The sequence below is a fragment of the Mycolicibacterium boenickei genome (assembly GCF_010731295.1).
Lineage (GTDB): Bacteria > Actinomycetota > Actinomycetes > Mycobacteriales > Mycobacteriaceae > Mycobacterium > Mycobacterium boenickei.
Genome location: NZ_AP022579.1, coordinates 1,679,334 through 1,704,238 on the forward strand (window position 1 = coordinate 1,679,334; position 24,905 = coordinate 1,704,238).

The 24,905-nt window shown below is 67.0% G+C and carries 24 protein-coding genes; 10 read left to right on the top strand and 14 right to left on the bottom strand.

Annotated features, from left to right (window positions below):
• Nucleotides 1-21 precede the first annotated feature (21 nt).
• The 4 genes from pe (at nt 22) to G6N57_RS07790 (ending at nt 5,741) form a co-directional block, all read left to right on the top strand.
• Complete coding sequence (pe, locus tag G6N57_RS07775; RefSeq protein ID WP_077741828.1) at nt 22-1,161, top strand: acyltransferase PE; 1,140 nt, start codon at nt 22-24, stop codon at nt 1,159-1,161.
• Between the two features lie 46 nt (nt 1,162-1,207).
• The gene (locus G6N57_RS07780) at nt 1,208-2,959 is read left to right on the top strand and encodes an AMP-binding protein (RefSeq protein ID WP_077739951.1); all 1,752 of its coding nucleotides are present in this window, start codon (nt 1,208-1,210) and stop codon (nt 2,957-2,959) included.
• Between the two features lie 122 nt (nt 2,960-3,081).
• A complete protein-coding gene (locus G6N57_RS07785) occupies nt 3,082-4,422 on the top strand; it encodes a cytochrome P450 (RefSeq protein WP_077739952.1) in 1,341 nt (446 codons plus the stop codon).
• Nucleotides 4,422-5,741 carry an acyltransferase gene (locus G6N57_RS07790; RefSeq protein WP_077739953.1) on the top strand — a complete coding sequence of 440 codons (1,320 nt, stop codon included), beginning with the start codon at nt 4,422-4,424 and terminating at the stop codon, nt 5,739-5,741. Before G6N57_RS07785 ends, G6N57_RS07790 begins: the two co-directional genes overlap by 1 nt.
• 4 nt (nt 5,742-5,745) lie before the next feature.
• Here G6N57_RS07790 and G6N57_RS07795 read toward each other — a convergent pair whose 3' ends face one another.
• Nucleotides 5,746-6,408, bottom strand: a complete 663-nt coding sequence (locus tag G6N57_RS07795) for a GAP family protein (RefSeq protein WP_077739954.1) — start codon at nt 6,406-6,408, stop codon at nt 5,746-5,748.
• Between the two features lie 132 nt (nt 6,409-6,540).
• Between G6N57_RS07795 and G6N57_RS07800 the strand changes: the two genes are divergently transcribed.
• On the top strand, nt 6,541-7,026 hold the full coding sequence (locus tag G6N57_RS07800; protein ID WP_036446516.1) for a flavin reductase family protein: 486 nt from the start codon (nt 6,541-6,543) through the stop codon (nt 7,024-7,026).
• 31 nt (nt 7,027-7,057) lie between these two features.
• Here the strand turns inward: G6N57_RS07800 and G6N57_RS07805 are convergent, their stop codons facing one another.
• The 5 genes from G6N57_RS07805 to G6N57_RS07825 all read right to left on the bottom strand — a co-directional run bounded on the left by G6N57_RS07805 (nt 7,058) and on the right by G6N57_RS07825 (nt 11,268).
• A complete protein-coding gene (locus tag G6N57_RS07805) occupies nt 7,058-7,213 on the bottom strand; it encodes a hypothetical protein (protein WP_162563886.1) in 156 nt (51 codons plus the stop codon).
• 162 nt (nt 7,214-7,375) lie between these two features.
• Nucleotides 7,376-8,125 carry a succinate dehydrogenase/fumarate reductase iron-sulfur subunit gene (locus tag G6N57_RS07810; protein ID WP_036446517.1) on the bottom strand — a complete coding sequence of 250 codons (750 nt, stop codon included), beginning with the start codon at nt 8,123-8,125 and terminating at the stop codon, nt 7,376-7,378.
• Between the two features lie 2 nt (nt 8,126-8,127).
• On the bottom strand, nt 8,128-10,035 hold the full coding sequence (locus G6N57_RS07815; RefSeq protein ID WP_077739955.1) for a fumarate reductase/succinate dehydrogenase flavoprotein subunit: 1,908 nt from the start codon (nt 10,033-10,035) through the stop codon (nt 8,128-8,130).
• A gap of 63 nt (nt 10,036-10,098) precedes the next feature.
• Nucleotides 10,099-10,920 carry a succinate dehydrogenase subunit SdhC gene (locus G6N57_RS07820; protein WP_077739956.1) on the bottom strand — a complete coding sequence of 274 codons (822 nt, stop codon included), beginning with the start codon at nt 10,918-10,920 and terminating at the stop codon, nt 10,099-10,101.
• 51 nt (nt 10,921-10,971) lie between these two features.
• Nucleotides 10,972-11,268: an Rv0250c family protein gene (locus tag G6N57_RS07825; RefSeq protein WP_077739957.1), complete on the bottom strand. Its 297-nt coding sequence runs from the start codon at nt 11,266-11,268 to the stop codon at nt 10,972-10,974.
• A 211-nt stretch (nt 11,269-11,479) separates the two neighbouring features.
• Between G6N57_RS07825 and G6N57_RS07830 the strand changes: the two genes are divergently transcribed.
• Together G6N57_RS07830 and G6N57_RS07835 are read left to right on the top strand one after the other, a co-directional pair.
• A complete protein-coding gene (locus G6N57_RS07830) occupies nt 11,480-12,238 on the top strand; it encodes an isocitrate lyase/PEP mutase family protein (protein WP_077739958.1) in 759 nt (252 codons plus the stop codon).
• Between the two features lie 102 nt (nt 12,239-12,340).
• Entirely contained in the window at nt 12,341-12,817 is a 477-nt protein-coding gene (locus G6N57_RS07835; protein WP_234815606.1) for a hypothetical protein, read from the top strand.
• A gap of 56 nt (nt 12,818-12,873) precedes the next feature.
• Here the strand turns inward: G6N57_RS07835 and G6N57_RS07840 are convergent, their stop codons facing one another.
• The gene (locus G6N57_RS07840; RefSeq protein WP_077739959.1) at nt 12,874-13,782 is read right to left on the bottom strand and encodes a DMT family transporter; all 909 of its coding nucleotides are present in this window, start codon (nt 13,780-13,782) and stop codon (nt 12,874-12,876) included.
• On the opposite strand from G6N57_RS07840, the gene G6N57_RS07845 reads away from it, so the two are divergent.
• From G6N57_RS07845 to nirD, 3 genes are all read left to right on the top strand, one after another.
• Complete coding sequence (locus G6N57_RS07845) at nt 13,781-15,193, top strand: aminotransferase-like domain-containing protein (RefSeq protein ID WP_077739960.1); 1,413 nt, start codon at nt 13,781-13,783, stop codon at nt 15,191-15,193. The two genes, G6N57_RS07840 and G6N57_RS07845, sit on opposite strands and share 2 nt — an antisense overlap.
• A gap of 115 nt (nt 15,194-15,308) precedes the next feature.
• Nucleotides 15,309-17,882: a nitrite reductase large subunit NirB gene (gene nirB / locus G6N57_RS07850; RefSeq protein ID WP_077739961.1), complete on the top strand. Its 2,574-nt coding sequence runs from the start codon at nt 15,309-15,311 to the stop codon at nt 17,880-17,882.
• Complete coding sequence (nirD, locus tag G6N57_RS07855) at nt 17,879-18,250, top strand: nitrite reductase small subunit NirD (protein ID WP_077739962.1); 372 nt, start codon at nt 17,879-17,881, stop codon at nt 18,248-18,250. The genes nirB and nirD overlap by 4 nt, the downstream gene beginning before the upstream one ends.
• Here the strand turns inward: nirD and G6N57_RS07860 are convergent.
• From G6N57_RS07860 to G6N57_RS07890, 7 genes are all read right to left on the bottom strand, one after another.
• Entirely contained in the window at nt 18,235-18,408 is a 174-nt protein-coding gene (locus tag G6N57_RS07860; protein ID WP_234815607.1) for a hypothetical protein, read from the bottom strand. The genes nirD and G6N57_RS07860 overlap by 16 nt on opposite strands.
• Nucleotides 18,409-19,157: 749 nt before the next feature.
• On the bottom strand, nt 19,158-19,853 hold the full coding sequence (locus tag G6N57_RS07865; RefSeq protein WP_077739964.1) for a sirohydrochlorin chelatase: 696 nt from the start codon (nt 19,851-19,853) through the stop codon (nt 19,158-19,160).
• Complete coding sequence (locus tag G6N57_RS07870; RefSeq protein ID WP_077739965.1) at nt 19,850-21,001, bottom strand: uroporphyrinogen-III synthase; 1,152 nt, start codon at nt 20,999-21,001, stop codon at nt 19,850-19,852. The genes G6N57_RS07865 and G6N57_RS07870 overlap by 4 nt, the downstream gene beginning before the upstream one ends.
• A 34-nt stretch (nt 21,002-21,035) precedes the next feature.
• Entirely contained in the window at nt 21,036-22,451 is a 1,416-nt protein-coding gene (locus G6N57_RS07875; protein WP_077739966.1) for a nitrate/nitrite transporter, read from the bottom strand.
• A 109-nt stretch (nt 22,452-22,560) separates the two neighbouring features.
• Nucleotides 22,561-23,148 (bottom strand): aminoglycoside N-acetyltransferase AAC(2')-Ib, encoded by a 588-nt coding sequence (gene aac(2')-Ib, locus G6N57_RS07880; RefSeq protein ID WP_077739967.1) that lies wholly within the window; start codon nt 23,146-23,148, stop codon nt 22,561-22,563.
• Between the two features lie 183 nt (nt 23,149-23,331).
• Nucleotides 23,332-24,216, bottom strand: a complete 885-nt coding sequence (locus G6N57_RS07885) for a 5-oxoprolinase/urea amidolyase family protein (RefSeq protein WP_077739968.1) — start codon at nt 24,214-24,216, stop codon at nt 23,332-23,334.
• A gap of 17 nt (nt 24,217-24,233) precedes the next feature.
• Complete coding sequence (locus G6N57_RS07890; RefSeq protein WP_077739969.1) at nt 24,234-24,902, bottom strand: 5-oxoprolinase subunit B family protein; 669 nt, start codon at nt 24,900-24,902, stop codon at nt 24,234-24,236.
• Between the last annotated feature and the right edge of the window lie 3 nt (nt 24,903-24,905).

The following is a 24,905-nucleotide window of genomic DNA, read 5'->3' on the forward strand; positions in this document are numbered from 1 at the left end:
GCGGGGCGATAGGGAGTGGAGATGAAGAAACTCCTTGCAGGACTTGCATTGTTGATGGCCACCAGCGTCACCGGGTCCTCTGGCGTCCTCGGTAGTGCCTGGGCCGATGACACGCCGGCCCCGACGCCGCCGCCGGGCGGGCCCGCCGCCGGGACACCGTCCAACCCTGGAACCGCCTACGCCCTCGGCGGCGCCCACGTCCTCGGGATCCCCTACGACGAGTACATCCGGATGACCGGTGAGAAGTGGTTCCCCGGCATGAAGCGGACGAAGGTCGACTACCCGGCCGGCCAGGTTCAGGGGCACACCCTGGAGCGTTTCTTCCCGGGTATCGGCGCGCTCGGAGAGAAGTTCTATCCCGGCATCGGTCTCGACGGTCCCAGCATCGGCGAGTCGGTCGATGAGGGAGAAGGAAACCTCGACGCGGCGATCCGCAACGGTGGCAAGGGAACAGCGATGGGGCTGTCCGAGGGAGCGCTCGTACTCAATGCCGTGAAGGCGCGGCTGGCCAATGACCCCACTGCTCCGCCACCCGACCAACTGAGCTTCGCGACATTCGGCGACCCGATTGCCAAGCATCCCTTCGGTGAGAGCTTCCTGACCCAGAACTTTCCCGTCGGCAGCGTCGTGCCGTTCATGGACTACCGGATACCGGCTCCGGTGGAGAGCCAGTACCACACCGACCAGTACATCTCCGCCTACGACAGCATCGCGGACTGGCCGGACCGGCCCGACAACTGGATGAGCGTGATCAACGCGATCGCCGGCCTGGCCACCGGTCACACCGCGATCGCGTTCACCAATCCGAGCAATGTCCCGGCGCAGAACATCAGGACGACGGTCAACTCCAAGGGCGGGACCACCACGACGTACATGGTTCCCGAAGAGCACCTTCCGCTGGTGTTGCCCTTCAAGTACCTCGGATACGACAAGAACACGCTCAACGAGCTGGACCGGGTGCTGTTGCCCATGGTGGACGCCGGTTACTCGCGCAACGACGACCCGGCGACCGCTCCGATCACGGTGGACCCGGTGCACGGTTTCGACCCCGCGGAAGTGACCGCTCCCGCCAACGAGGCAACCTTCGGCGGCAACACCGATCCGATGTCGGAGCTTGCCAACGCTGCGTTGTCAGTGCTGAACCCCAACGGTGCGGGCTGACGCTGTTTCCGAACAGATTGATTCGACGAGTTACGGACGTGATGTGATGCCTGGTCCCCAATCATCAATTCTGTCGATGCTGCACGGACGTGCCAGTCTTCGCCCCGACGACGTTGCCTTCACCTTCACCGACTACACGGCGAACCCGGCGGGTGTCACCGAGTCTCTGACGTGGTCGCAGCTGTCACGCCGGACGATGAACGCGGCACGCGAGATCAGCCTGCACGGGTCGGTCGGTGACCGCGCGGTGATCCTGGCCCCGCAGGGTCTCGAGTACATCCTGGCGTTCCTGGGTTCCATGCAGGCCGGCTTCGTGGCGGTGCCGCTGCCGATGCCTCACCGCGGCTCGAGCCACGACCGCGTGAGCGCGGTGTTCATCGATACGAAGCCGTCGGTGGTCCTGACCACGTCCGCCGTCGCCGAGGACGTCGGTGATTACGTGGATCAATCACGGATGAGCACCGCGCCGAAGATCGTCGCGATCGATTCGCTGGATTTGGACACTGACGACGGGCCGGACGGATTCGACAGCGGCGCAGTTGAATTCCCGACCACGGCGTATCTGCAGTACAGCTCGGGTTCGACCCGGCTGCCCACCGGGGTGATGATCTCGCACCGCAACGTCCAGGCGAACTTCGAGCAGCTCATGCGGGGGTTCTTCGCGGATACGCAGGGTTCCATCAAGGATGCGACGATCGTGTCGTGGCTGCCCTTCTACCACGACATGGGGCTGGTACTGGGTGTCTGCGCACCCATCCTGAGCGGCTACCGGGCGGCGCTGACGAGCCCGCTCGCGTTCTTGGAGAGCCCTGCCAGGTGGGTGCGGGCGCTCGCCGAGAATCCTCGGGCCTTTTCCGCGGCGCCCAACTTCGCCTTCGAGCTGGCCGCCCGCAAGACCAAGGATGCCGACCTCGCCGGGCTGGACCTCGGTGGCGTGGTGGGCATCATCAACGGCGCCGAGCGGGTCGAGCCGGCAACCCTGGAACGTTTCGCAGACCGGTTCGCCCACTTCGGTTTTCGCGACCACATGCTGCGTCCCTCGTATGGGTTGGCGGAGGCGACCGTGTTCGTGGCGACCGGCAAGTGGAGCGAGTCGTCGGAGCCGGACGCGTTCGATGTCGACGAACTGTCTGAGGGCCGGGTCCGGCGCTGTGCGGCCGGAAAGGGTTCTGCGCTGGTCAGATACGACGTGCCGCAGTCGCCCGCGGTGCGGATCGTCGATGCCGAGACGAGCCGGGAATGCGGGCCGGATGTGGTCGGCGAGATCTGGGTGCACGGCGACAATGTCGCGGCCGGGTACTGGAGCCGGTCGCCCGAGGAGCAGCAGTGCTTCGGTGCCACAATCGTCGACCCGACACCGGGTACCCCGGACGGCCCCTGGTTGAAAACCGGTGACCTGGGCTTCATCTCGAACGGCGATCTCTTCATCGTCGGGCGGATCAAGGATCTGCTGATCATCCGCGGGCGTAACCACTATCCCGAGGACATCGAAGCGACGGTCCAACAGATCACCGGTGGACGGGTGGCGGCGATCTCGGTTCCGGTGAACAGCACCGAGAAGCTGGTGACGGTGATCGAGGTCAAGAAGCGGGGAGAGTCCCCGGTCGAAGCGGTGCACTGGCTCAAGGAGATCAAGAGCGACGTCACCTCCGCGATATCCAATGCGCACGGACTGAATGTCGGGGATCTCGTTCTCGTACCGCCGGGGTCGATTCCCACGACGACGAGTGGCAAGGTCCGCCGCGCCGCCTGCGTCGAGCAGTACCGGCAGGACGAATTCACCCGCTTGGACGCCTGAGCGCGCGGTACCGCAGCGCGGTACCGCGCGAGATTGCAGTAGTGCACTACCGAGTGCGGCCGGCCGCGGGCGCGCGATGATTCCCAGGGGATTCCAGGGAACGTCGCCGCTTGGGGGACCGCATGACCGATCAGGCCGTCGCCGGGGTGCACCCGCCGCAAGTGCGCTCACCCAGGCTTGTGCAAGCGGTGGGATTCGTCGCGTTCCGCCGCAAGGCGATGCGGAGTTGGATCAAGCGACACGGACACATCTTCGAGATCAAGGCTCCCCTCTTCGGACGCTCCGTCATCGTCTCCGATCCGGCCCTGGTGCGGTCGGTGTGTACCGCGAGCGTCGACCAGTTGGTCAATGTGCAGCCGAACCTCAGCAACCTGTTCGGGCCGGGGTCGATTTTCGCGCTCGACGGTGACCGGCATCGGGACCGGCGGCGGCTGCTCGTCCCGATGTTCCACGGGCAGAGCCTCAGGAACCACGACACGGCCATCGAGGAGGAGACGGTCCGGGAATCTGCGAATTGGCCTGAGGGCAAGGAATTCCGGACCCTGGAGCCGATGAGCAGGATCACGTTGAACGTGATCCTGCGGCTCATGTTCGGGGCGGACGAAGCTGACAGTGCCGAGCTGGCGGGGCTTCGCGAGATCATCCCGCCGTTCAAGGGACTCGGGTCCTACATGGCGTTCGTGTCGACGCCGTCATTCCCGACGGGACGCTGGAGTCCGTGGGGTGTCTTGAACGCGTATCGCCGGGCATACGACCGGATCGTGCTCACGCTCATCGACCGGGCGGAAGCCGACCCGCGCCTCGACGAACGCGACGACGTCCTGGCGGTGGTGCTCCGCAGCCGGCGGGCCGGCGGAACCGGGATGTCGCGGCAGGACATCTGTGATGAGCTACTGGCGTTGATCGCTGCCGGTCACGAAACCACCGCATCGGCGCTGAGTTGGACGTTCGAGCGGTTGCGGCGCCATCCGGACGTGCTGGCCGCGTTGGTGAGGGAGGTCGACGACGGCGGCAGCGACTTCCGTCGGGCCACGATTCTGGAACTGCTGCGCGTCCGGACCGTCATCGATGTGGCCGGCCGCCGGGTGCGGGCGCCGAGTTACCGCCTCGGCCGATGGCGGATTCCGCAGGGGCGCACAGTGCTCGTGCGTATCGCCGACCTGCACGAGAATTCGGACAACTTCACTCACGCCGAACGTTTCGAGCCCTGCCGCTTCCTGCACACCCGGCCGGCGCCACCGGAATGGCTGGCCTTCGGTGGCGGCGTACGGCGTTGCCCCGGCGCGGATTTCGCGTTGACCGAGATGGACGTCGTGTTGCGGACGGTGCTGCGTGATTTCTCGATCCAGACCGACACCGCCCCGGATGAGAAGGCGCGGTTCCACGGCGTCGCCCATACCCCGAAGCGCGGCGGCCGCGTCGTCGTCAGGCGCCGATACCGCCCTGGCGAAGGTCGGCCCTAGTGCCGACCAAGATGATCAAACCCTCACGGGCGCAACGATTCGACGTCCGGTGCAACGTCGGAGATGTCGTCGTCGCGAATCTGGCGATGCACATCGTGTTCTTCTTCGAGCGACATCTCGACCCTGATGCGCTCGCGGGGGCCCTGGTCCGCGCGCTCGACAGTTTTCCGGTCTTCGCGGGGCGCATGGCCCGGGCCAGGACGGCGATGACGATCCGCTGTGACGGGCAGGGCGTGCCGTTCACCGCGGAGTCGTCGAGCCACACGCTCGATGAGGCGATCCGTTCCACATTGCAGGACAACGGAAGCTGGCTCGTCGATCCGGTGAACGGTCCCTTGGCGCGATGGGGATGGGGTCCGCTGTGTCAGATCAGGGTCACCCACCTCGCCGACGAGGCGACCGCCATCGGGGTGTCATGGCACCACGCCGTCGGCGACATGCGGACACTGATGCATTTCATGGACGCGTGGGCAGCCGCGGCTGCCGGCAAGCCTCCGGCCGAGCCGTTGATCGTCGAAGACCGCGCGGCCTACCTCGATGAGCATCTGCCCGCCGATGGCGCACGAGAGCCCGGGGTGCGCTGTCTGAGCCCCACGGAGATCGCGAGCGGGGCGTGGTACCTGGTCAACGGGGCTCGCGGGCAGCGGACCCTGAACCTGTACTTCGGGGAGGACGAAATCGCCCGCATGCGTAGCGCCTACGGCGATCGAATCCGGTTGTCCGCCAACGATGCGGTGTGCGCGCACGTAACGGAGGCGCTCATGTGGGCGGACCCCGCGGTGGACAGCCGCGCGCTGGCGATCGTCGTCAACGTCCGCAATAGGTGCGACCTCGATCCGATGCTGATCGGCAACATCGTCACGACGCTGAAAGTCGACGTACGACGCGGAGAGCCCGCACGTGCGATCGCCGAACGCATCCGTCACCACGTGGATCACTTCGCGGACGAACACTGCGACATGCGCATCAATCAACGGTTCCTCGACGCCATTGGTGCCGTGCGGGCGGTCCGTTGTGTCACAAATGCCTTCAACCCGATGAGGTGGAACCCGCTCGTCACCAACCTGAGCGGTTTCGGGGTGTATCGGCTCCGGTTCGAGGACACTGCCACGGCCTACTGCGTGCTGTTGATGACGTTGCCCATCGCCGGAGCCGGCGCGCTGCTGGAGGGAGCGGGCGGAACCGGATTGGTCTTTCAGATGGCCTTGCCGGCAAAGGAATTCGAGGCCATGTCGAAGCCCACGGTATCGGCGCACCTGCACCGGTTCCGGCGGGCCGACGACGATATTCCCCGCTTGCACCGTGAGGTCCACGGCTGAGGTGTCAGAGGCCGATGAGCCCGACGACGAGCAGCACGCAGCCGACGATGGCGACCACGGCGGCGACCTTGCGATGGCGTTGTGTCTGCAGCCAATCGTGCAGCGCGGCCAGGCCGGCGCGGGTGCGCTCCGGGGCCACCAGGTACGAGATCAGCGGGATCTCCACGAGGCCGAACGCCACCACGTTGAACAGCAGCAGAGCCCCCACTTGGGTGGCTGCGGCAGCGCCGGAGGCCACGATGAGCGCCAGCGCGGCGAGATAGTCGACCGACGGCAGGGCGATGCCGAGCCCCGCGGCGCTCGCGGTCCACAGGGAATGACCGCCCAGCAGTTCCTTGAGACGCGTCACGAGTGGTCCGGGTTGCCGCTCGGGCTTGGGCGCCAACCAGCGGGAGGGCCTTCCGATGGCGAGGAGGGCGGCGGCCAGCAGCGCCAGCGCCCCCACCGCCAACTGGACCCTGGGCAGGGTGAAATGCGCCGATCCCAGGGCGGGCCGCAGCAGGAACAACACGATCAGACCGACCGTGGTGCCCATCGCGAAGCCGCCGATGAGGAACGCCAGCAGTTGGAGTAGGGGGCGCGGCCGGTTGAGCATCAGGATGGTCATACCGATGCGGAACGGCTCCAGGCTGACGGCTGCGGCCATCACCAGAAGCGGAATCCACATGATGGGGCCAACCTACCGGCCGTCGCCGGGGTTGGGTTCACCGCGATCGCCACCCTGGCTGATGCCGCTGGTCGAGACGATGATGGAGCGCGGGGCAGCGACGAGAGAGAGCTGTGTGAAGATGGAGGTGCTATGAGTGCAACAGAACTGAGCCCGACGTCGCTGCGCGAAGCGTTCGGCCACTTTCCGTCAGGCGTCATCGCGATTGCGGCCGAGGTGGACGGCACCCTGGTCGGCTTGGCTGCCAGCACCTTCGTGCCGGTGTCGCTCGATCCGCCGCTGGTGTCGTTCTGCGTGCAGAACTCGTCGACCACCTGGCCGAAGCTCAAGGACCTGCCGTCGCTGGGGATCAGCGTGCTCGGCGAATCGCATGACGAGGCGGCCCGCACGCTGGCGGCCAAGACCGGGGACCGGTTCGCCGGCCTGGAAACCGAGTCACGTGAGTCCGGCGCGGTGTTCATTCACGGCACCAGCGTGTGGCTGGAAAGTGCCATCGAGCAGTTGGTGGAGGCCGGCGATCACACCATCGTGGTGCTGCGGGTCAGCGACATCACGGTGAACGCCGACGTGGCACCGATCGTTTTCCACCGCAGCACGTTCCGCAAGCTCGGAGCCTGACTCCGGCGGCTACGGCTCAGGATCGGCCCGATCAGGGCCGCGCGGCGAGCTCGTCGCGGTACTTGGCGATGCGCTCCTCGATCTCGCCTGCATCGCCCGGGCGGCCCTCTTTGCGGGCCAGTTCGGCCCGGACCGACAGTTCCCGGATCGCGGTCCGGATCTCGTTGATGCTGTGAGTCTGTCCCATGCTCATGAAGCTGCCTTTCGACGCTGATTGGCTGCCCCTTCGAGCCTACGCGCCGAGGCAACGCCGAGTCCGCGCTCAGATCGCATTCTGCAGCGGTCCGGCGATCTGAACGCAGACTCGACGGTGCGAGCTAGCTGGGCTGTTTCCTCTTCGCGCAAGCGCTCATCGGCGGAACAGCTTGTTGCCCAACCACACGATCGGGTCATACTTCCGGTCGGCAACCCGTTCCTTCATCGGGATCAGCGCGTTGTCGGTGATCTTGATGTTCTCGGGGCACACCTCGGTGCAGCACTTGGTGATGTTGCAGTAGCCCAGCCCGAACTCGTCCTGCGCCATGTCCTTGCGGTCGAGGACATCGAGGGGATGCATGTCCAGCTCGGCGATCCGCATGTGGAACCGCGGTCCGGCGAAGGCTTCCTTGTTCTCCTCATGGTCGCGGACCACGTGACAGACGTTCTGGCACAGGAAGCACTCGATGCACTTCCGGAACTCCTGGCTGCGGTTCACATCCTCCTGCTGCATCCGGTACTCGCCGGGCTGCAGCTCCTTGGGCGGGGTGAATGACGGGATCTGGCGGGCCTTTTCGTAGTTGAACGACACGTCGGTCACCAGGTCGCGCATCACCGGGAAGGTGCGCAGCGGCGTGATGGTCACCGTCTCGGACGGGTCGAAGGTCGACATCCGGGTCATGCACATGAGCCGCGGGCGGCCGTTGATCTCGGCCGAACAGGATCCGCACTTGCCGGCTTTGCAGTTCCACCGCACTGCCAGATCGCCGGCCTGGGTGGCCTGCAGCCGGTGGATGATGTCGAGCACCACCTCACCGTCGTTCACCTCGACGGTGTAGTCCTGCAGCCCACCGCCGGACTCATCGCCGCGCCAGACGCGCAGGTTCGCGTTGTAGGCACTCATGCTCATCCCTTCCGATCGGGGTGTTCGGCCAGTTCTTGCGCGGTGTAATACTTTTCGAGTTCGGACAGCTCGAACGTGGCCAGCAGGTCCTCCCTCATCGGCAGCTGCGACTCGGGCGTCACCGTCACATCCGGCACCACCTGATCCTCGCCGACCGCGCGGCATACCAGCAGGGTGTTGCGCCAGTTGGCGTCCATCTCCGGATAGTCGTCGCGGGTGTGCCCGCCGCGGCTCTCGGTCCGGGCCAGCGCGGCCTTGGCCACGCACTCGCTGACCAGCAGCATGTTGCGCATGTCGATGGCCAGGTGCCAGCCCGGGTTGAAGACGCGACCGCCCTCGACGCTGACGTTGTGCACCCGGGTGCGCAGTTCGGCGAGCTTGGTCAGGGCTTCCTCGATCTCCTCGGCCTTGCGGATGATGCCGACCAGGTCGTTCATGCACTGCTGCAGCTCGGCGTGCAGCGTGTACGGATTCTCCGGATTGGCGTGAGATTCGAACGGTGCCAGTGCCAACTCGGTGGCCTCGATGAGAGCTGCTTCGCTGACCTTGGGCCGCTCCGGCAGCGCCGCCACATAGTCGGCGGCGCCGAGGCCGGCCCGTCGGCCGAACACCAGCAGATCCGAAAGTGAATTGCCGCCAAGGCGATTGGAGCCGTGCATGCCGCCAGAGCACTCGCCCGCCGCGAACAAGCCGGGCGTGGCCGCGCCACCGGTGTCGGGATCCACCTCGATGCCGCCCATCACGTAGTGACAGGTGGGGCCGACTTCCATCTCGTCCTTGGTGATGTCGACCTCGGCCAGCTCCATGAACTGGTGGTACATCGACGGCAGCCGGCGCTTGATCTCCTCGGTCGGCATGCGGGAGGCGATGTCGAGGTACACGCCGCCGTGCGGCGAGCCGCGACCCGCTTTCACCTCGGAGTTGATGGCGCGGGCTACCTCGTCGCGAGGCAGCAGGTCAGGGGTGCGGCGTGCGGAGTCGTTGTCCTTGAGCCACTGGTCGGCTTCTTCCTCGGTCTCGGCGTACTGGCCCTTGAACACCGCGGGGATGTAGTCGAACATGAAGCGCTTGCCCTCGGAGTTCTTGAGCACCCCGCCGTCACCACGGACACCCTCGGTGACCAGGATGCCCTTCACCGACAGCGGCCAGACCATGCCGGTCGGGTGGAACTGGATGAACTCCATGTTGATCAGGCCCGACCCGGCGCGCAGGGCCAGGGCGTGGCCGTCGCCGGTGTACTCCCAGGAGTTCGACGACACCTTGAACGACTTACCGATGCCGCCGGTGGCCAGCACGATCGCAGGCGCTTCGAACAGCACGAAGTCGCCGGTCTCGCGGTAGTAGCCGAAGGCGCCGGCGATGCGGTCGCCGTCCTTGATCAGGTCGGTGATGGAGCACTCGTGGAAGACCTTGATCCGGGCCTCGTAATCGCCGAGTTCCTTCTTGTCCTCCTGCTGCAGCGAGACGATCTTCTGCTGCAGCGTGCGGATGATCTCCAGGCCGGTGCGGTCACCGACGTGGGCCAGCCGCGGGTAGGTGTGCCCGCCGAAGTTGCGCTGGCTGATCCGGCCGTCCTTGGTCCGGTCGAACAGGGCGCCATAGGTTTCCAGCTCCCAGACCCGGTCGGGAGCCTCCTGCGCGTGCAGTTCGGCCATGCGCCAGTTGTTGAGGAACTTGCCGCCGCGCATGGTGTCGCCGAAGTGCACCTGCCAGGAGTCCTTGGTGTTGACGTTGCGCATGGCCGCCGCGCAGCCGCCCTCGGCCATCACGGTGTGGGCCTTGCCGAACAACGACTTGGTCACCACCGCCACCCGCAGACCGCGTTCGCGGGCCTCGATCACCGCGCGCAGACCTGCCCCGCCGGCACCGATCACGACAACGTCGTAGGAGTGCCGTTCCAACTCGCCCATAGAAATTCCCCACTCGCCTTTCGCGTGTATCTACTTGTCGGCCAATGAATTCAGCTGGCCGACTCAGCCGATGAACCTGAGATCCGAGATGGTGCCGCTGGCTACCAACATGATGTAGAAGTCGGTGAGGACCAGGGTGCCCAGCGTGATCCAGGCGAAGAGCATGTGGCGGGTGTTGAGTTTGCTCACCTGTGTCCACATCCAGTAGCGCACAGGGTGTTTGGAGAAGTGCTTGAGCCGGCCGCCGGTGACGTGGCGGCATGAATGGCAGGACACCGTGTAGACCCAGAGCAGGATGACGTTGCCGGTCAGGATGATGTTGCCCAGGCCGAACCCGAAGCCGGACGGCGAGTGGAACGCGGTGATCGCGTCGTAGGTGTTGACCAGTGAGATGAGCACCGCGGCGTAGAAGAAGTACCGGTGCAGGTTCTGCATGATCAGCGGAAGCCGGGTTTCCCCAGTGTATTTCGCGTGCGGTTCGGCGACCGCGCAGGCGGTGGGTGACTGCCACACCGACCGGTAGTACGCCTTGCGGTAGTAGTAACAGGTCAGCCGGAAGGCCAACAGGAACGGCAATGAGATGAACGCCATCGGGATGAACCAGGGCAGCTCGCCGACCCATTGTCCGAAGTGGCTCGATCCGGGCGCGCACGCCGTGCTGACGCACGGTGAGTAGAAGGGCGTCAGGTAGTGGTAGTCCTCTACCCAGTACGCGCTTCCCCAGAACGCCCGGACCGTCGCATAGATGACGAATGTCGCGAGCCCCAGATTGGTCAATAGTGGTGCCTGCCACCACCGGTCGGTCCGTAGGGTGCGTTGGGGGATCTGCGCTCGTGTGGGCGAGAAGACCCCGGTCGCGCGACGGTCAGCGGTGGGTGCGCTCACGGTTCCCTTTCTGAGGTTCAGTTATTCGTCGGGCGTCGAACGCCCGTGAGCTCAGCGGTATCCGCCCAGACCCTCGTCGGCGACGTCCTGCCAGAACTCGCTTCCGTATTGGGTGTCGGGGATGCCGATTTTCTCGCGGGCTGGTTTTTGGCGTGTCACGCCGTGACGCATCTCCAACTCTTCGGCGTCGATGTCCAACCGCTCGATATCGTTGAGGATCCGCTCGGCGTCGTTCACCACGCGGCGCATGGCGGGGGAATCCCCGTACTTCGACGCCAGTGTGGTGACACAGCGACGCATGTCGCCGATCAAGTTGTGCAGTTCAGAGAACTCAGTGGTGGTGGACAAGTGACCTCCTCGGGCTGAAGGTGTCAGGGCTCACAGTACGACAACCAATGCTAGCCACATCACGATCGAGACGTGATGCGCATCACGTCCTCGGAGGTGTCGTGGACTGCTCGTCAGGAGCCGCCGGAACCCGGGTCGTAGTGTTGGTTCCGCTGGCTTCGCGCCTCGCCGAATGACATCTGAGCAGGACATCTGAGCACCTGGAGGAGCTATGACCGAGACCACGTTGCAGGAGCGGGCGGCGGCGTTGCTGGCGCTGCACCAACCCGGCAACCCCGTCGTGTTGCCCACGGTGTGGGACGCCTGGTCGGCGCGGCTGGCGGTCGGCGAGGGCTTCGCCGGGCTGAGCGTGGGTAGCCACCCGCTGGCCGATTCGATCGGGAAGGCCGACGGCGAGGTGATGTCGTATGACGATCTGCTGACCCGGGTGCGGCAAATCACCGACGCGGTCGACGTGCCGGTCTCGGTGGATATCGAGTCCGGCTACGGCGAGCGGCCCGAGCGGCTGATCGAGGGCCTGCTCGAGGTCGGTGCGGTCGGGCTGAACATCGAGGACACCGTGCACAAGGAGGACAAGCGGCTGCGAAGCTCGTCCGAGCACGCCGAGCTGGTGAGACAGCTGCGCGCGGCGGCGGATGCCGCAGGCGTGCACGTGGTGATCAACGCGCGCACCGATCTGTTCCTGCGCAAGGACGGCGATGCCGCTGATCGGGTGGACCGGGCGATCGCCCGGTTGTCCGAGGCCGCTGCGGCGGGTGCCGATTCGTTGTTCCCGGCCGGGTTGGCCGACCCGGAAGGGTTGGGGCGCTTCGTCTCTGAGGTGCCGCTGCCGGTCAGCGTGACCGTTCCACCCGATTCCGCCGATCTGACTGCGCTGACGGAACTCGGCGTCGGGCGCATCACCTTCGGTCCGTTCCTGCAGGCCGTGCTGAGCGCGCGGGCCAAGGAAGTGCTCGGCCGCTGGCGTTAGCCATCAGCGATTTGCGCGAACTACCGCTTCTCGACGTGCGAATTGTGCCAATAATTGCGCACTGATACGTCGAGCGGGCGGGATGCAGCGATGGGTTGGCGCATGAGAAGTGTGGTGACGCTGGTTGCGGCGGGTGGTGTGGTGCTCAGTGGGATCGGTGCGGCACCGGCCGGGGCGGCGACGATGGTGCCGTTGTCGAATTCCATCCGAGGGTGTGATTTCACGAAGGCGTTGTTTCTCGGCGGCATGGGCTCGGGTTCCGGTTCCGGCCGGGCCAGCATCGGTGCCGACGGCTCGCACGTAGGTGCCGAGGTCTCGCTGCAGTCGGCCACGCCCGACATCGACTACCGGGTCCGGCTCATCCAGCTGCCGCGGTCGTCGGTGGCGACGTGCAACGTCGGAGATCCCGGAGTGTCCGGCGCAGTGCTGCACACCGATGCCAGTGGGACGGGAACAGTGACGGTCGCCGGGCCGCTGAGTTCGGGCGCCACGCAGGCCTGGGTGGTGGTCGAGGGGCCACCCCCGCCGGGGCGCATTCGTGGTGACGTCTACACCTCGGACTATCCGGTAAACCTGTGATCGATGCCGAAAGCCGGTGGAACCCAGTGGATTCCACCGGCTTCGGTGTCACCGCCCTACCTCAGGCGGATGCGGACGGCCAGGGCGGCGCACGCGATGACGACGGTGCCCCCGAGAACCGTCGACCAGGTCAGCCGCTCGTGCAGTAACAGGGCGGCCCACCCGATGGTCATCACAGGCTGGACCAACTGGACCTGACTCACCTGGGTCATCGGACCGATGGCCAGGCCGCGGTACCAGGCGAAGAAGCCCAGATACATGCTGACCACGGCCAGGTAGCCGAACGCGGCCCACTGCACAGATGTCGCGTGCGGCGGTTGCTGCACGATGGCCAGCGCCGTCAAGGCCAGCATCACCGGCGCTGCCACCACCAAGGCCCAGGACACCGTCTGCCAGGCGCCCAGCTCGCGAGCCAGCAACCCGCCCTCGGCGTACCCGACCGCCGCCGCCAGCACCGCGCCGAACAACAGTAGGTCCGGCCAGCTCAGATGCCCCAACCCGGAGCCATGCACCATGGCGAACACCACTGCGGCCAGGGCTCCGGCCGCCGCCATCACCCAGAACGCGGTCGGCGGGCGCTCGTGACCGCGCAGCACCGCACACACCGCGGTGGCGGCAGGCAGCAGCGCGACCACGATGGCGCCGTGGCTGGCGGGCGCGACCGTGAGTGCGTAGGAGGTCAGTAGCGGAAAGCCCGCGACGACACCGGCCGCCACGACGGCCAGCCGGGCCCACTGCCGGGCGGAGGGCAGCGCCTGCCGGGTCAGCGTCAGAGCCGCAGCCGCGATCGCTGCGGCGACCACGGCCCGCCCGGCGCCGATGAACAGCGGGGACAGCCCGCCGGTGGCCACCTTGGTGAACACGATCGTGAACGAGAACGCGGTGACACCCAGCAGCCCCCACCACAGTCCGGAGCGGGATAGCGCCGACGAGCTTTGACCAGTAGCGCTACTCTGTATCAACATGGATAACGATAGCACCGAGCGGATCGTTTCCGGCCTGCGCAAGTGGATCAGCACGGCGCCACCGGGGGCGCAGCTACCGTCCAACCGGGCCCTGGTGGCGGAATATGCGGCCAGCCCGGTGACGGTGGCCAAGGCCATGCGCACGCTGCGCAGCCTGGGCCTGGTGGAGAGCAGACCGGGGGTGGGGACCTTCGTGCGGGCGGTGCGCAGCGCGCGCCTGCCCGATTACGGCTGGCAGACCGCCGCACTGGGGTCCCCGCAGGCGCGCATCCCCGCACTGTCGACGCCGTTGCGCAGCGTCGCGCCCGACGTGATCGCCTTGCACTCCGGTTATCCCGTCCGAGAACTCCTCCCGCAGCGGTTGGTCCGCACGGCATTCGCGCGGGCGGCCCGCGGCGATGCCGCGGTGACTGCCGCGCCCGCTCCCGGCCGGCCCGACCTGCAGGCCTGGTTCGCCCAGGAACTGGCCGAGGCCTTCGGTGCGGGTGTGACACCACCGACCGCCCGTGAGGTCATCGTGCTGCCGGGCAGCCAGAGCGGTCTGAGTTCGATCTTCCGGGCGCTGGTCGGGTTCGGGCAGCCGATGTTGATCGAATCGCCCAGCTACTGGGGAGCCATCCTGGCCGCGGCCCAGTGCGGTGTCCGGCTGGTGCCGGTACCCAGCGGACCGCAGGGTCCTGACCCGGAGGAGCTTTCCCGCGCCTTCGCGCAGACCGGGGCCAGGGTGTTCTACGCACAGCCGAATTACGCCAATCCGACTGGTGCCCAATGGGATCCGGAGCTCACCGGCGGGGTGCTCGAGGTGGTGCGCGGCCACGGTGCGTTCCTGATCGAGGATGATTGGGCACACGATTTCGGCATCGACAGCACCTCCAGGCCGGTCGCCGCCTCCGATGACGCCGGCCATGTCATCTATCTGCGGTCGCTGACCAAGAGCGTGTCGCCGTCGATCCGGGTGGCGGCGATGGTGGCCAGGGGTCCGGCCCGGGACCGGATCCTGGCCGACCGCGGTGCGGAGTCGATGTATGTCAGTGGTCTGCTGCAGGACGCGGCACTCGACGTGGTCACCCAGCCGGCCTGGCGCACGCACCTGCGGGACTTGCGCCAGCAGTTGCGGGCCCGGCGGGACCTGCTCATCGCCGCCTTGGCCGCGCACGCCCCCGGTGCCCAGTTGGACCATGTGCCCCGCGGCGGGCTGCATCTCTGGCTGCGACTGCCCGACGCGATCAACCTGCAGCGCCTGGTGCGAGAGTGTGAGGCCGAGTCGGTGCTGGTCGCGGCGGGCAACGAATGGTTTCCGGCCGAGCCGTCCGGGCCGTACCTGCGGCTCAACTTTTCCGGGCCGGATCCGCAACGTTTCGCCGAGGCCGCTCGGGCCATCGGCCAGGCGCTTGCCCGCCAGTTGGATTAGCTCGATCTCACGGCAGCACGTCCTCACATGTGCGGCGCGCAGACCGTGAGCACACCGTGACGGGCGCTTCACACAGGGCGACATTTCGGCAACTTCGGATTCCTAACCTCGCCATATGTCGTCAACACAGAACGTCGTGGTCGTCGGACACGGCATGGTGGGCCACCGCTTCGTCGAGGCGTTGCGGTCGCGTGACGCCGCAGGTGCCTGGCGGATCACCGTCCTGTCCGAGGAAGCTGACGCCGCCTATGACCGGGTCGGGCTGACCGGATACACCGAGCACTGGGACCGGGCCAAGCTCGCCCTGCCGGGTAACGACTACGCCGGTGACGACCTGGTTGACCTGCGCCTCGGATGCGCGGTCGCCGAGATCGACCGACAGACCCGCACGGTGCGCACCGTCACCGGCGAGAGCTTCGCGTACGACGCGCTGGTGCTCGCCACCGGGTCGTACGCCTTCGTGCCGCCGGTGCCGGGGCGCGACCTGCCGGGCGTGCACGTCTACCGCACGCTCGATGACCTCGACGCGATCCGTGCCAGCGCGAAGCGCGCCATGGACTCGAAGTCACCGGTCGGGGTGGTGATCGGCGGCGGTCTGCTGGGCCTGGAAGCGGCGAACGCGTTGCGCCAGTTCGGTCTGCGGACCCACGTCCTGGAGATGTCGCCGCACCTGATGTCGGCCCAGCTCGACGAGGCCGGAGGCACACTGCTGAACCGCATGATGCGTGGCCTGGACATCGAGGTGCACACCGCGGTCGGCACCGACAGTATCCAGCCGGCACAGCGGCACAAGCCGCTGCGCAAGTCCGACGTCGATGATTCGATGCGGCTGTCGCTCAACGACGGCACCACGATCGACGCCGGCCTGGTCGTCTTCGCCGCGGGTGTGCGCCCGCGCGACGAGTTGGCCCGGGCTGCGGGCCTGGACATGGCGCAGCGCGGTGGCGTTCTCACCGACCTGTCCTGCGTCACAAGTGATCCCAGCATCTACGCGATCGGTGAGGTGGCCGCCATCGATGGCCGCTGCTACGGTCTGGTCGCGCCGGGTTACACCACCGCCGAGGTGGTGGCCGACCGCCTACTCGGCGGCGAGGCGGAGTTCCCGGGCGCCGACATGTCCACCAAGCTCAAGCTGCTCGGCGTCGACGTCGCCAGTTTCGGTGATGCCAAAGGGCTTACGCCGAACTGCCTGGAGGTCGTGGTCAACGACCCGGTCAAGCAGACGTACGCCAAGCTGGTGCTCTCCGATGACGCCAAGACGCTGCTCGGCGGCATCCTGGTCGGTGACGCATCGGCCTACGGAGTGCTGCGCCCGATGGTCGCGAGCGAACTTCCCGGAGACCCGCTGTCATTGATCGCTCCGGTGAGTGACGGCAACGCACCGGCGCTGGGCGTGGCCGCGCTGCCCGACATCGCGCAGATCTGCTCGTGCAACAACGTCACCAAGGGAGATCTGAAGGACGCCATCTGCGGCGGCTGCGATGACGTGCCCAGTCTCAAGAAGTGCACGCTGGCCGGCACCTCGTGCGGCTCCTGCGTGCCGCTGCTCAAGCAGCTGCTGGAGGCCGAGGGGGTCGAGCAGTCCAAGGCGTTGTGCGAGCACTTCACCCAGTCCCGCGCCGAGCTCTTCGAGATCATCAGCGCCACCGAGATCCGCACCTTCTCCGGCCTGATCGAGAAGTTCGGCACCGGAAAGGGTTGCGACATCTGCAAACCCACCGTCGCGTCGATCCTGGCATCCACCAGCTCCGACCACGTGCTCGACGGTGAGCAGGCCTCGCTTCAGGATTCGAACGACCACTTCCTGGCCAACATCCAGAAGAACGGCAGCTATTCGGTGGTGCCGCGGTCGCCGGGCGGCGAGATCACTCCTGAGCAGTTGATCCTGATCGGTGAGATCGCAAGGGATTTCGACCTCTACACCAAGATCACCGGCGGTCAGCGGATCGACATGTTCGGCGCCCGCGTCGAACAGTTGCCGCAGATCTGGGCGCGTCTGGTCGAAGGCGGCATGGAGTCCGGGCACGCCTACGGCAAGTCGCTGCGCACCGTGAAGAGCTGCGTCGGCAGCACCTGGTGCCGTTACGGCCAACAGGATTCGGTGAACATGGCCGTCGAGATCGAGAAGCGGTACCGAGGTCTGCGGTCACCGCACAAGATCAAGATGGCGGTCTCGGGATGCGCCCGCGAATGCGCCGAGGCGCAGAGCAAGGACGTCGGCGTCATCGCCACCGAACAGGGCTGGAACCTCTACGTGTGCGGCAACGGCGGCATGTCGCCACGGCACGCCCAGTTGCTGGCCGGCGACCTCGATGACGAGACGCTGATCCGCTACATCGACCGCTTCCTGATGTTCTACATCCGCACCGCCGACCGGCTGCAGCGCACCGCTCCCTGGCTGGAGGCCATGGATGGCGGGCTCGACCATCTGCGTGATGTCGTGTGCCACGACTCCCTCGGTCTGGCAGCCGAATTCGAGGCGGCCATGGAACGACACGTCGCCGGCTATGCCTGCGAGTGGAAAGGCGTCCTGGACGATCCGGAGAAGCTGTCGCGCTTCGTGTCGTTCGTCAATGCACCCGACGTGGACGACCCGACCATCACGTTCACCGAGCGCGGCGGCCGCAAGGTGCCAGGCGCCACTGATATCGGTATGCCCAAGGTCCGCGGATTCCAGGAGGCGAAATGACACTGCTCGACGACCACCAAGACGTCAACGCCGCCGCGCCGTGGGAGTGGACGACAGCCTGCCGGTACGACTTCCTGATGCCGTGCCGAGGCGTCGCGGTGCTGCTTCCGGACGGTTCGCAGGCGGCGCTCTTCCGGCTTGACGACGGTTCCCTGCACGCGGTGGGCAACATCGACCCGTTCTCCGGCGCAGCCGTGCTCTCCCGCGGGATCGTGGGCGATCGTGCCGGCCGTGCGACGGTGCAGTCGCCGATCAAGAAGCAGGCATTCGCGCTCGACGACGGCAGTTGCCTCGACGACGATGCGGTGTCGATTCCGGTCTACCGGACCCGCATCACCCCTGGCGGGCTTGTTCAGATCTCCGCCTGATCGGTCGCCCGGCTCCAGTGGGCGTCGCGCCCCTGGAGCTTGCGGCGTTCCACTGCGCCGCGGCGCTCGAGCACGGTCAGATTGCGGTACACCGACTCGATTACGACCGGTGCACGGAAGTGCTCGTGCATGTCGTCACGTAGCTGGGCAGTGGTCATCGGCCGAGACGTGCGTTCCAGAGTGTTCAGCAGGTGTTCACGCAGACGTTCGGCCGGGACCCGGTTACCGGGTCGCACTGCCGCGCGCGTCGTCTCGACGGGCTGCGCCCGCCGGTGTTGTCACCTGCACCTTTGTCTCTGCTCCTACCTAATCGCTCGATGATCGCGATAACGATAGCTGAGTTTTCGGGCCTTATCTGACGCGCTGATCCGCCGGCAAACGTTCGCGGGCTGGTTACTCAGGCAAACACCTGTACAGAGGTGGTTTCGCGCAGAAATTTGCCAGATTTGCACCCCCGGGAGAGTTTCCAAAGTTGTGGTGAGCCTCTCTCTGGCTAACTAGAATAGTTCGCTGGGTGTGTTTAGACTCCCTCTCAAGGAAGCGGCGTCAGAGGGGCTGACAAGGGATGTTTGCGCGTTCGGTAATAAATCTGGTGGGGGCGGCGGCGATGCTGGGCGCACTCGGGGCAACTTTCATACCCCTGGCCTTGAATGCCGTGGATCGCGCCGGTCAACCCATCCCATGCGGTAACGGAGCGCGGCCGGACTACAGCGTGGCCGCACAACAGGACCAGCTCAACCTGGACCAGCACACGCTCGCCGGGCCGGGATTCATGGCCAGTGATTACGTCGAGCAATGTTCGGCGTTGGTCGGCACCCGGCGGTCGGCGTTCTTCGCGGTGGCGGGCGCCGGTGGTGTACTCCTGCTGGCGGGCACGGCCGGCCCGCTCATCGCGCGGTCGATCCGTTCACGCCGCGGCAGGCAGGCTCAGTACCCCTGCTCGGCGGAACCGGTTGGCAATCAGCCGAACCATCCCGGGGTGGGTGCCCAGTGGGGCACTCACGAGGTCGGCGCCGGATTCACGCAGCCGGTCCTGGAAAAGCCCGTCGGCGAGCAGGTAGGACGCCACAGCTATGCGGCGATGGCCGCGGCGGCGCTGCGCGGCGACGGCTTCGGCAACGGTGGGCGCACCGGTCGCGGCGAAGGCCATTTCTACGCGGTCGCCGGTCATCGCTGACAGCAGGGCCGCGGTGCGCCGCAAGTCGGACTGGGCCCCTCTGTCGGATGTTCCTGCTGCCGCCAGGATCACCGAATCACCTGGCCGCCATCCTGATTCGATGAGCCGATCGGCGAGGACCCGGACCGTTCCCTGACACGGGCCCAAGGGTTGGGTGACGGTGACGGCCGGGTGTCCGCTGGCCGCAACGTGGGTGGGTACGTCGACCCGGACGTGATATCCGGCGGCCAGGAATGCGGGCACCACCACCGCCGGGCAGTCTGTCGGTAGCGTTGCGAGAACCTCGCTCGGGGTCGGGCCCACGACGTCGACGAAGGAGACGTGCACGGGCCGGCCCAGCAGGTCGGACACCCGCGCGGCGAGGTCGCCGATCATCGCGACGCCTCCCGGCTTGCGGGTGCCGTGGGCGACGAGGACCAGGCTCATTGCGCCGGGGCCATCTCGGGGTCATCGACGGCGAGCCGGTAACCCCGCTTCACCACCGTTGACACGATGTTCTTGTCTCCCAAGGCAGTACGCAGCCGCAGCACGGCGGTCTCGACCGCGTGGGTATCGGTTCCGGTGCCGGGCAGTGCGCTGAGCAGGTCGAACCGAGACACCACCGCGCCCGGACGGTGTGCCAACGCGCGGATGGTCGCCATCCCGGCGGGGGACAGCGACTTGACCGTGCCGTCGACCAGAACGCAGGTACCCCGGATCTCGAGCGTGTGACCGGCGACCCGGACGGTGCGCGCCTGCAGCAGCGGCAGTTCGTCGGTGATGTGGCGGGCCAAGGCGCCCAGCCGCATTCGTTCGGGTGCCGAGGTCGGAACACCGAGCCGGACCAGTGGCCGAGCGGTCACCGGGCCCACGCACATGGCGTGGACATCGGTACGCAGCGCCGCCAGCACCCGGTCGGCGATATCCATCTCGGTGGCGCGCATCAGTACCGACGCCACCGCCATGGCTGAGGTGAAACTGACTGCATCAAAGCGCCTTTCGGCGATCCCGGTGACCATCTGGTCGAACTCGCCGCCCCGCGGCGCGGGATGCCAGCGGTACACCCGGATGGGCACCACCTCGGCGCCCCCGGCCCGCAGCTCATCGAGAAACTCGGGAAACGGATCCCACTCATCGGTGGCCCCGTGCAGCTGCACGGCGATGCGTTTTCCTTCGACGCCCTGTTCGAGCAGGTAGCGCAGCACCTCTCGGGAGGATTCCGATTCCGGCGACCACTCCTCGGGCAGGCCCGCGGCGCGCAGCGCGCCCGTGGCTTTGGGGCCACGGGACACGATGCGGGCGTTGCTCAACGCGTCGGTGAGCTCGGTGGCCAGGCCCCAGCCGTCGGCCGCGGCGAACCAGCCGCGGAACCCGATCCCGGTGGTCGCCACCACGATGTCCGGTGGGACGTCGATGAGCGACGCGGTGTGGGCGCGCAGCTCCTCGTCGTCGGGCAGCGGAACCATCGTGATGGCGGCCGCGCTGGTCACCGTCGCGCCACGTCTGGTCAGCAGCGCGCTCAGCTCGTCGGCACGTCGGGCGGAGGTCACCGCCACACGAAAACCTGTGAGCGGTGCCCAGTCGGGCTCGTTCATGGATCCAGTGAAGGCATCTCGTGTTTCCAAGTGATTACCCGGCCATTGCCTCGGCATGTCGCTCCGCCGGGGTTGCTGTGACGGCCGTCGCAGCCGGCCGCCGGACGTAACGGAACCAGGTGAACGCCGAGGCCACGATGTAGAAGACCAGGAAGATCCAGAACGCGGCGGTCGCCGACCCGCTGGACAGGTAGGACTGTCGCAGCGCCAGGTTGATACCCACGCCACCCAGTGCGCCGACGGCGCCGGCGAACCCGATCAGTGCCCCCGACATCGACAGCGACCACCGCTGCCGCTGCTCTTCGCTGACCTGCAGCGAGTGGCTGCGGGCCTCGAAGATGGACGGGATCATCTTGTAGACCGAGCCGTTGCCCAGGCCGGAGAGCAGGAACAGGGCGATGAACCCGACGACATAACCGGCCATCATCAGGCCGTTGGCCGCCCCCGTGGTGTGATCGTCGACCATGCTGATCGCGACCAGCAGGCCGGCCGCCAGGATCATGCCGCCGAACACCGCCAGGGTCACCCGGCCGCCACCGACCCGGTCGGCCAGCTTGCCGCCGTACACCCGGGACAGCGAGCCGAGCAGCGGGCCGACGAAGGCGATCTGCGCGGCGTGCAGAGAGGCCTGGGCGGCGGTCTGGCCGCCGGCGGCGAAGTTGATCTGCAGCACCTGGCCGAACGCGAAGGCGAAGCCGATGAAGGATCCGAAGGTGCCGATGTAGAGCAGCGAGATCACCCAGGTATCCCGTTCTGTCAGAATGGCTTTCATCGCACCCAGGTCGATGTTGTGCTGCTCGAGGTTGTCCATGTAGAGCGCTGCGCCGATTCCGGCCACGGCCAGCGCCACCAGGTACACGGCGCATACCCAGTACGGCGAGCGGTTACCCGCGGTGGCGATCACCAGCAGGCCGACCAGCTGGATCATCGGGACACCGATGTTGCCGCCGCCGGCATTGAGCCCCAGTGCCCAGCCTTTGAGCCGTTGCGGATAGAAGGCGTTGATGTTGGTCATCGATGAGGCGAAGTTGCCGCCGCCGAAGCCGGCCAGGGCCGCGCACAGCAGGTAGGGCCACAGCGGTAGGCCCGGATGGGCCAACAACAGCATGGTTCCCACCGTGGGGATCAGCAGGACGAAGGCGGAGAACACTGTCCAGTTGCGGCCGCCGAAGGTGGCGGTGGCCAGCGTGTAGGGGATGCGCAGGCAGGCGCCCACCAGGGTGGCGGTGGCGCCCAGCAGGAACTTGTCCCCGGCCGAGAAGCCGTACACGGCCTCGGGCATGAACAGCACCATGACCGACCAGATCGACCAGATGGAGAAGCCGACATGCTCGGCGAACACCGACCAGATCAGATTCCGTCGCGCGATGTATTTGTTTCCGGCTTCCCAGGCCAATGTGTCCTCGGGATCCCAGTTGGTGATGCGATTCGACTTCAGCAGAGTGGGCATGGCGCAAAAGTAGGAAGCGATTATTGCGCAGGCGCTCCCCGCGGTGACCCGGCCGTGAAATTCCGCTCACCCGCCGCACGGCAGCGGTGTGAGCCTGTGCTTCGGGTGGTTACCAGACGTCCCCGTCGCGCCAGTCGCAGGTGATCTCCGCGGTGGTGTCGAGTTCCATCCCGGAGGGCAGGTCCACCGGGAGCACGAACAACGAACGGTCGTCCTCGGGCGTGCGCGTCACCCCGGCCGGCTTCAGCACCGACGTCGGCCCCTGCCAGGGCACCCAGCCGCGGGCGATGTAGATGTCCCTGGCGGTCTCCGACGAGCTGAGTGCGCCGAGTTGGTAGGCGCCGCGCAGCACCTGCTCGACGCCGTCCATGACGGCGCTGGCAAGGCCTTGACCGCGCCAATCCTCGCGCACCGCCACGGCTTCCACATAGCCGCAGCGCAGCGCGGTGTCGCGGTAGATCAGCCGCCGCTGCACCACGGCGGCATGCGCGATCAGGGCGCCGTGGTGGCAGATGAAGGCGTGCATGCCGCCGAGCGAGTGCTCCCAGTCGGCGTCGGTGAAATCGCCCTCGAACGCCTCGATGACCATGCGCCGGGCGCCCTCGCGGGTCTCGTGGTCGAGATCGGCGGTGTGAACGAGTCGAGCGGTATGCAGGATCCCGCCTCGGACGGGCGTGCTGACATCCTGGAAAGGCACACCCTTGTTCTACCAGCGCGGCGCGCCGGTGTCTCTACGTCGGTCCCCACGTCGCGGGCGCTACGTCGCGGGCCGTCCAGCGGACAGCCCGAGCTCCCCGGGCGCCGTTTTCCACACCTGGGTCACTGATCGCCGGGATCGCGACCCTGACGTGGAAAACGACGACCGGAATGGTCCAGACGTCTAGCCCTCGAACGGTCGCCGAGGGTGCGCCCAGTGCAACCGGACGGTCTGCCCTGGCCGGACCTGACCCAGCTTGTCGATGTCCTCGTCGGTCACCACGCCGATCACCGGATAGCCGCCCGTGACGGGGTGGTCGGGCCCGAGGATCACCGGAAAACCGTTGGGCGGGATCTGGATTGCCCCGCGCGTCGCGCCTTCGCTGGGCAGCTGGCGGTCGGGCCAGCGGTAGTCCAGCGGCATGCCGACCAGACGCATCCCGACCCGGTCACTGTGGGTGGTCACCAGCCAGTTGGTGCGCACCAGGACGTCGGGGTCGACGAACCAGTCGTCCCGCGGGCCGGGCACCACATTCAGTTCCAGCACGTCGTCGGTGATCGAGGCGACCGGTGCCTGGTCGGTCTCGGGCAGATCGGCGGTGTGTTCGCCGACCGGCAGGATGTCGCCGGGCTGCAGCGGGGCCGGCCCGATCGCCGACATCACGTCGTAGCTCCGCGAACCCAGCACCGGTTCGACGGCGATGCCGCCACGTACCGCCAGGTAGCTGCGCAGCCCCGAGTGCGGGGCGCCCAGCGAGATCACCTGACCGTCGTGCACGTGGTGAATACTGTTGGTGCCAAACGGGATTCCGTTGACGGCCGGGTCGGTGTCCGCGCCGGTGACCGCGATGGTGACGTCCCCGCCGACCACCCGGGCCGAGAAGCCGCCGAACATCACCTCGACGGTGGCGTGTTCACCGGGGTTGGCGACGAGCCGGTTGGCCAGGGTGTGGGCCCGACGGTCGGCGGCACCCGAGCGGGTGACGCCGAGGTGGGCCATTCCGGGGCGGCCCAGATCCTCGACCAGTGCGAGAGGTCCGGTGCGCAGCACTTCCAATCTGGTGGTCATGATGTCCTCCTCGCCGACTAGCCGATGGCCCGGAACTGCACCCACGTACCGGGGGTGAGCAGCGCGGGTTGGTCCCGATGTACGTCGAACATCACCGCGTCGGTGCGTCCGATCAACTGCCAGCCGCCGGGCGACTGCCGCGGGTAGATGCCGCTGAACTCGCCGGCCAGTGCCACCGCGCCGGCGGGGACGCTGGTGCGGGGCTCGGCCCGGCGCGGCACCTGTAGTCGCGTGTCGCCGCCGACGAGATAGGCGAATCCGGGGGCGAAGCCCATGAAGCCCACCTGCCACGGGGTGCCGGTGTGCGCCGCGATCACCTCGTCCGGGGTCAGCCCGGTCAGTGTCGCGACGTCGTTCAGGTCGTCGCCGTCATAGACCACGTCGATGGTCACGTCAGCCTGGCCGGTGGGCCGGACCGGTGCCGCTCCGGGCTGCAGCCGCAACGTACCCAGGCGTTGGCGGGTGGGTGCCTGATAGCGGGGATCGGCCAGCTTGATCAAGATCGTGCGGGAGGCCGGCACGATATCGACCACACCGAGCAATTGGGCCGCCGTGAGCGTGGCGGTCCACACCAAAACATCGGCAGTGCTGTCGAACTCGAGCAGCAGAGCCTGATCGCCATAGTCGCGGGCGGTGCCTGGGTTCAGGCTCGGTCCCGCGTCCATCACCTCTGATGTCACACTCATGAC

Bases quoted from the DNA above. Each gene is read 5' to 3' on its own strand.
- pe (WP_077741828.1), top strand. From the start codon at position 22: ATGAAGAAACTCCTTGCAGGACTTGCATTGTTGATGGCCACCAGCGTC.
- G6N57_RS07780 (WP_077739951.1), top strand. From the start codon at position 1,208: ATGCCTGGTCCCCAATCATCAATTCTGTCGATGCTGCACGGACGTGCC.
- G6N57_RS07785 (WP_077739952.1), top strand. From the start codon at position 3,082: ATGACCGATCAGGCCGTCGCCGGGGTGCACCCGCCGCAAGTGCGCTCA.
- G6N57_RS07795 (WP_077739954.1), bottom strand. From the start codon at position 6,408: ATGTGGATTCCGCTTCTGGTGATGGCCGCAGCCGTCAGCCTGGAGCCG.
- G6N57_RS07800 (WP_036446516.1), top strand. From the start codon at position 6,541: ATGAGTGCAACAGAACTGAGCCCGACGTCGCTGCGCGAAGCGTTCGGC.
- G6N57_RS07805 (WP_162563886.1), bottom strand. From the start codon at position 7,213: ATGGGACAGACTCACAGCATCAACGAGATCCGGACCGCGATCCGGGAA.
- G6N57_RS07810 (WP_036446517.1), bottom strand. From the start codon at position 8,125: ATGAGTGCCTACAACGCGAACCTGCGCGTCTGGCGCGGCGATGAGTCC.
- G6N57_RS07815 (WP_077739955.1), bottom strand. From the start codon at position 10,035: ATGGGCGAGTTGGAACGGCACTCCTACGACGTTGTCGTGATCGGTGCC.
- G6N57_RS07830 (WP_077739958.1), top strand. From the start codon at position 11,480: ATGACCGAGACCACGTTGCAGGAGCGGGCGGCGGCGTTGCTGGCGCTG.
- G6N57_RS07835 (WP_234815606.1), top strand. From the start codon at position 12,341: ATGAGAAGTGTGGTGACGCTGGTTGCGGCGGGTGGTGTGGTGCTCAGT.
- G6N57_RS07845 (WP_077739960.1), top strand. From the start codon at position 13,781: ATGGATAACGATAGCACCGAGCGGATCGTTTCCGGCCTGCGCAAGTGG.
- G6N57_RS07840 (WP_077739959.1), bottom strand. From the start codon at position 13,782: ATGTTGATACAGAGTAGCGCTACTGGTCAAAGCTCGTCGGCGCTATCC.
- nirB (WP_077739961.1), top strand. From the start codon at position 15,309: ATGTCGTCAACACAGAACGTCGTGGTCGTCGGACACGGCATGGTGGGC.
- nirD (WP_077739962.1), top strand. From the start codon at position 17,879: ATGACACTGCTCGACGACCACCAAGACGTCAACGCCGCCGCGCCGTGG.
- G6N57_RS07860 (WP_234815607.1), bottom strand. From the start codon at position 18,408: ATGACCACTGCCCAGCTACGTGACGACATGCACGAGCACTTCCGTGCA.
- G6N57_RS07865 (WP_077739964.1), bottom strand. From the start codon at position 19,853: ATGAGCCTGGTCCTCGTCGCCCACGGCACCCGCAAGCCGGGAGGCGTC.
- G6N57_RS07870 (WP_077739965.1), bottom strand. From the start codon at position 21,001: ATGAACGAGCCCGACTGGGCACCGCTCACAGGTTTTCGTGTGGCGGTG.
- G6N57_RS07875 (WP_077739966.1), bottom strand. From the start codon at position 22,451: ATGCCCACTCTGCTGAAGTCGAATCGCATCACCAACTGGGATCCCGAG.
- G6N57_RS07885 (WP_077739968.1), bottom strand. From the start codon at position 24,216: ATGACCACCAGATTGGAAGTGCTGCGCACCGGACCTCTCGCACTGGTC.
- G6N57_RS07890 (WP_077739969.1), bottom strand. From the start codon at position 24,902: ATGAGTGTGACATCAGAGGTGATGGACGCGGGACCGAGCCTGAACCCA.